The organism is Alkalispirochaeta americana (assembly GCF_900156105.1).
In the GTDB taxonomy this organism is placed as follows: Bacteria; Spirochaetota; Spirochaetia; order DSM-27196; family Alkalispirochaetaceae; genus Alkalispirochaeta; species Alkalispirochaeta americana.
Window position 1 is genome coordinate 1 of the sequence record NZ_FTMS01000039.1, and the last position, 5,530, is coordinate 5,530.

The 5,530-nt window shown below is 53.9% G+C and carries 1 tRNA gene and 3 rRNA genes; all 4 read right to left on the minus strand.

Annotation, left to right across the window (positions count from 1 at the left end):
* Positions 1 to 7: 7 nt before the first annotated feature.
* Positions 8 to 118, minus strand: a 5S ribosomal RNA gene (rrf, locus tag BW950_RS14395).
* 136 nt (positions 119 to 254) lie between these two features.
* Positions 255 to 3,207, minus strand: a 23S ribosomal RNA gene (locus BW950_RS14400).
* A 184-nt stretch (positions 3,208 to 3,391) separates the two neighbouring features.
* Positions 3,392 to 3,465: transfer RNA gene (locus tag BW950_RS14405), tRNA-Ile, on the minus strand.
* 155 nt (positions 3,466 to 3,620) lie between these two features.
* Positions 3,621 to 5,162, minus strand: a 16S ribosomal RNA gene (locus BW950_RS14410).
* The 16S, 23S and 5S rRNA genes sit together here with 1 tRNA gene alongside, the layout of an rRNA operon.
* Between the last annotated feature and the right edge of the window lie 368 nt (positions 5,163 to 5,530).

Genomic DNA, 5,530 nt, shown 5'->3' on the forward strand with positions numbered 1-5,530 from the left:
AAAAAACGTCTGGCGACGACCTACTCTCCCACCTTGCGGCAGTACCATCGGCGCGAGAGGGCTTAACTTCCGTGTTCGGAATGGGAACGGGTGGGACCCCTCTGCTATGATCACCAGACGTAACAATTATCTGTTACTGGAACGGGAATGAAGGAGTTCTTCTCATGCCTTCCGGCATGATTCACTCGGGATGCCAGCCTGCGCATCCCTTGCTTTGCAGCGAGTTTTATCTCGAGCGTCCTGAGATGACCCATATGGTCAAGCCTCACGAGAAATTAGTACTGGTCGGCTCAACATGTTACCATGCTTAGACCTCCAGCCTATCAACCAGATAGTCTCTCTGGTCTCTTCAGTCTCCTCGAGGGAGACGGGATGACTCATCTTGAGGTGGGCTTCCCACTTAGATGCTTTCAGCGGTTATCCCTTCCAAACGTAGCTACCCAGCACTTACCGTTGGCACGATAACTGGTACACTAGAGGTTTGTCCACCTCGGTCCTCTCGTACTAAAGGCAGATCCTCTCAATCATCCAACGCCCGTGGCAGATAGGGACCGAACTGTCTCGCGACGTTCTGAACCCAGCTCACGTACCGCTTTAAATGGCGAACAGCCATACCCTTGGGACCTGCTCCAGCCCCAGGATGCGATGAGCCGACATCGAGGTGCCAAACTTTGCCGTCGATATGAACTCTTGGGCAAAATCAGCCTGTTATCCCCGGAGTACCTTTTGTCCGTTAAGTGACGGCGCTTCCACTCGCCACCGCCAGATCACTAAGACCTGCTTTCGCACCTGCTCGACTTGTATGTCTCGCAGTCAAGCTCCCTTTTGCCTTTGCACATACACGCTGATTTCCACCCAGCGCAAGGGAACCTTCGCGCGCCTCCGTTACTCTTTAGGAGGCGACCGCCCCAGTCAAACCGCCCACCTGACACTGTCCACCCTCCGGTTTCACGGATCGGTGTGAGAAACCTAACCAGCCAAGGGAGGTATTTCACCAACGACTCCACCCATACTAGCGTACAGGCTTCACAGTCTCCCTCCTATCCTACACATGACGGGCAAAGTTTCAGTGCCAAGCTGCAGTAAAGGTTCACGGGGTCTTTCCGTCTAACCACGGGTAATCGGTATCTTCACCGATACTCCAATTTCACCGGGTCTCGCGTTGAGACAGCGCTCAGATCGTTACACCATTCGTGCGGGTCGGAACTTACCCGACAAGGAATTTCGCTACCTTAGGACCGTTATAGTTACGGCCGCCGTTTACTGGGGCTTCAATTCGCAGCTTCGTCCGAAAACTAACCGCTCCTCTTAACCTTCCAGCACCGGGCAGGTGTCAGTCCGTATACGTCTCATTACTGATTCGCACAGACCTATGTTTTTGGTAAACAGTCGCCTGAGCCTCTTCTCTGCAACCTCCTCGAAATATTGCTATCCCTCGAAGGCCATACTTATCCCGAAGTTACGTATGTATTTTGCCGAGTTCCTTAACGCGAGTTCTCCCGCGCGCCTGAGAATACTCATCCTACCGACCTGTGTTGGTTTGCGGTACGGTCTCTGTATGGTCTACCTGAGAGGTTCTTTCTTGTCACCTTGACTCCACCTGCTTCGATCCGCCGTAGCTTCTCTCGGCGTCACACCTTACCTCAACTGACGGATTTGCCTATCAGTCTCATAAGCTTGGTGCTTGCTCCAGGTCTACCGTCGCCTGGACAGGCTTCGCCTCATGCGTCACCCCACTCGAACCCATACAGAGGTACGGGAATATGAACCCGTTTCCCATCGACTACGCCTTTCGGCCTCGCCTTAGGGGCCGACTAACCCTGGGAAGACGACCTTTACCCAGGAAACCTTCGGTTTTCGGCGGAGGGGACTCTCACCCCTCTTTTCGTTACTCATGCCTGCATTCTCTCTTCTGTTACCTCCAGCTCGCCTCACAGCTCACCTTCTTCGGCCTCCAGAATGTTCGCCTACCCCTGATACATACTCGCGTATCTATCAAGCCGCAGCTTCGGTACATGACGTAGCCCCGTTACATTGTCGGCGCATGACGACTCGACCAGTGAGCTATTACGCACTCGTTCGAGGGATGGCTGCTTCTAAGCCAACCTCCTGGCTGTCTTTGCCATCATACTTCCTTTTCCACTCAGTCATGTTTTGGGACCTTAGCTATCGGTCTGGGCTCTTTCCCTCTCGACTACGAATCTTGTCACCCGCAGTCTGACTGCATATGAGCATCTTACGGCATTCGGAGTTTATCTGGGTTTGGTACCCGGTGAAGGGCCCTAGTCCAACCAGTGCTCTACCTCCGCAAGACTCCATATACGCTAGCCCTAAAGCTATTTCGGCGAAAACCAGCTATCTCCGGGTTTGATTAGCCTTTCACTCCGATCCACAGCTCATCCCTGCCTTTTTTAACAGACTAGGGTTCGGTCCTCCACGTCGTTTTACCGACGCTTCAACCTGGCCATGGATAGATCACCCGGCTTCGGGTCTACCGCATGAAACTATTCGCCCTTTTCAGACTCGGTTTCCCTTCGGCTTCGGGACTCCTATCCCTTAACCTCGCTTCACACGGTAACTCGCAGGCTCATTCTACAAAAGGCACGCCGTCACCCGTCCGAAAACAGGCTCCGACCGCTTGTAAGTCTACGGTTTCAGGTTCTTTTTCACTCCCCTCACCGGGGTTCTTTTCACCTTTCCCTCACGGTACTATTCTCTATCGGTAGCCACCACGTATTTAGCCTTGGAGGGTGGTCCCCCCAGATTCAGACAGCGTTTCACGTGTGCCGTCCTACTCAGGTACGCATCGGAAGTTGTATCGGTTTCGTGTACAGGACTGTCACCTTCTCTGGTCGCCCTTCCCAGTAGCGTTCCACTACCAATACAGTTTTTGACTCCACTATGACGCGCCCTACAACCCCGTCTTAAACGGTTTGGGCTCTTCCCGGTTCGCTCGCCGCTACTTCGGGAATCTCGTTTGATTTCTATTCCTCCGGGTACTGAGATGGTTCAGTTCCCCGGGTCTCGCCTCCATACCCTATTTTATTCAGGTACAGATGACTGGCCATCACGCCAGCCGGGTTACCCCATTCGGCAATCAACGGATCACAGGATGTGTGCTCCTCCCCGTTGCTTTTCGCAGCTTACCACGGCCTTCTTCGCCAGGTGGCTCCAAGGCATCCACCGTAGACTCTTACTTACTTGACCATATGAGTATCTCACGACGCTCAAGATTTCTCTAAAATCTCTCTGCGTTGCTTCTCTTCATTCCCATCCCTATGTATGTTAAAGACCTCGCTATCCACCGCGCTCTCACGCTCGTCTCAAATCATGATTCCATAATTCGTGGATGCTCGTTTATCTGCAGTACGCTCTCTTCAGCGTCTGCTCATGGGCCTGACTAGACTCGAACTAGTGACCCCTTCCTTATCAGAGAAGTGCTCTAACCGACTGAGCTACAGGCCCCAGAAAAAAAAGAGAAGGACGCAGATCGGAACGGGTCGCTGCACTCGCGTGCAACTTCGGCTCTCGCCGCTCTTTCGGTGCGATTCCTCGCACCCATCAGCTGCACCCGTCAGTACTTCCGCACCAACAAGCTGCCAATGTGACCTTTCTCGTAGAAAGGAGGTGATCCAGCCGCACTTTCCAGTACGGCTACCTTGTTACGACTTCACCCCCCTTACCAGGCATACCTTCGGCGCCGTCCTCCATTGCTGGTTAGACTAACGACTTCGGGTACCCCCAACTCGGGTGGTGTGACGGGCGGTGTGTACAAGGCCCGGGAACGTATTCACCGCATCATGCTGATATGCGATTACTAGCGATTCCACCTTCATGGAGTCGAGTTTCAGACTCCAATCCGAACTGAGACCGGTTTTTTGCGATTTGCTCCACCTCGCGGCTTCGCCTCACTTTGTACCGGCCATTGTAGCACGTGTGTAGCCCAGGATATAAGGGCCATGATGACTTGACGTCGTCCCCACCTTCCTCCGGTTTGTCACCGGCAGTCTCGCCTGAGTCCTCAGCTTTACCTGTTAGCAACAGACAATAGGGGTTGCGCTCGTTGCGGGACTTAACCCAACACCTCACGGCACGAGCTGACGACAGCCATGCAGCACCTGTATACCGGCCCCGAAGGGCACCATGATCTCTCATAGCTCCCGGTATATGTCAAACCCTGGTAAGGTTCCTCGCGTATCATCGAATTAAACCACATGCTCCACCGCTTGTGCGGGCCCCCGTCAATTCCTTTGAGTTTCACCGTTGCCGGCATACTCCCCAGGCGGTGCACTTACCGCGTTAGCTCCGGTACTGAGGTTTCAACACCCCAACACCTAGTGCACATCGTTTACAGCGTGGACTACCAGGGTATCTAATCCTGTTCGCTCCCCACGCTTTCGCGCCTCAGCGTCAATCACTTGCCAGAAACTCGCCTTCGCCACCGGTGTTCTTCCTGATATCTACAGATTTCACCCCTACACCAGGAATTCCAGTTTCCCCTCAAGGATTCAAGATGTACAGTTTCCAGCGCGCTCCCGCAGTTAAGCTGCGGTCTTTCACACCAGACTTGTCCATCCGCCTACGCGCCCTTTACGCCCAATAATTCCGAACAACGCTCGCCCCATACGTGTTACCGCGGCTGCTGGCACGTAATTAGCCGGGGCTTATTCCTGCCCTACCGTCATCACCCAGGCATTTCCTCCCAGGCTTATTCCTCAAGCAGAAAAGGGCTTTACAACCTCACGGCCTTCTTCACCCACGCGGCGTCGCTCCGTCAGACTTTCGTCCATTGCGGAAGATTCTTAGCTGCTGCCTCCCGTAGGAGTCTGGGCCGTATCTCAGTCCCAGTGTGGCCGATCACCCTCTCAGGCCGGCTACTGATCGTCGCCTTGGTAGGCCTTTACCCCACCAACTAGCTAATCAGCCGCAGGCTCATCGTAAGGCGGGGCACTCGCCCCTTTCCTTCTGTCACCACAGTGTCAGAAGCTCATTCGGTATTACCCTGTGTTTCCACAGGCTATCCCCAACCTCACGGCAGATCACCTACGTGTTACTCACCCGTTCGCCGGTCTCAAAGCACCGAAGCGCTTCTACCCCTCGACTTGCATGCTTAAAACGCGCCGCCAGCGTTCGTTCTGAGCCAGGATCAAACTCTCCATGATCTAATACAGCTCCGAAGAGCTGCTATCACTTCAAATATTTCGGGTCCCGCTCCAATCCGTACGCGTCCTTCCCTTCTCTATTTCCCTGTAAAAGATCTCGCCACCCCACCCCTCCACGCACACCATTCCTCAGCAATTATCCCGCACACACAAAAAACATGCGCTCAATAACCACTCTTCCGGTAGATGCTCTTCCGTGTCAGTGAAGTAGCCTGCAACCAGTATAGGCTCTCGCCCCCGCTGTGTCAAACAAACCCAGGTAAAACCAGGCCGCTCAACTCATGGTTGGTTGCTCTCAGTCAGTGCACCGCATCACTGCCGTGCGAGGGTGAATCTATCAGCTCCCACTACTGCGCGTCAACTGCTTT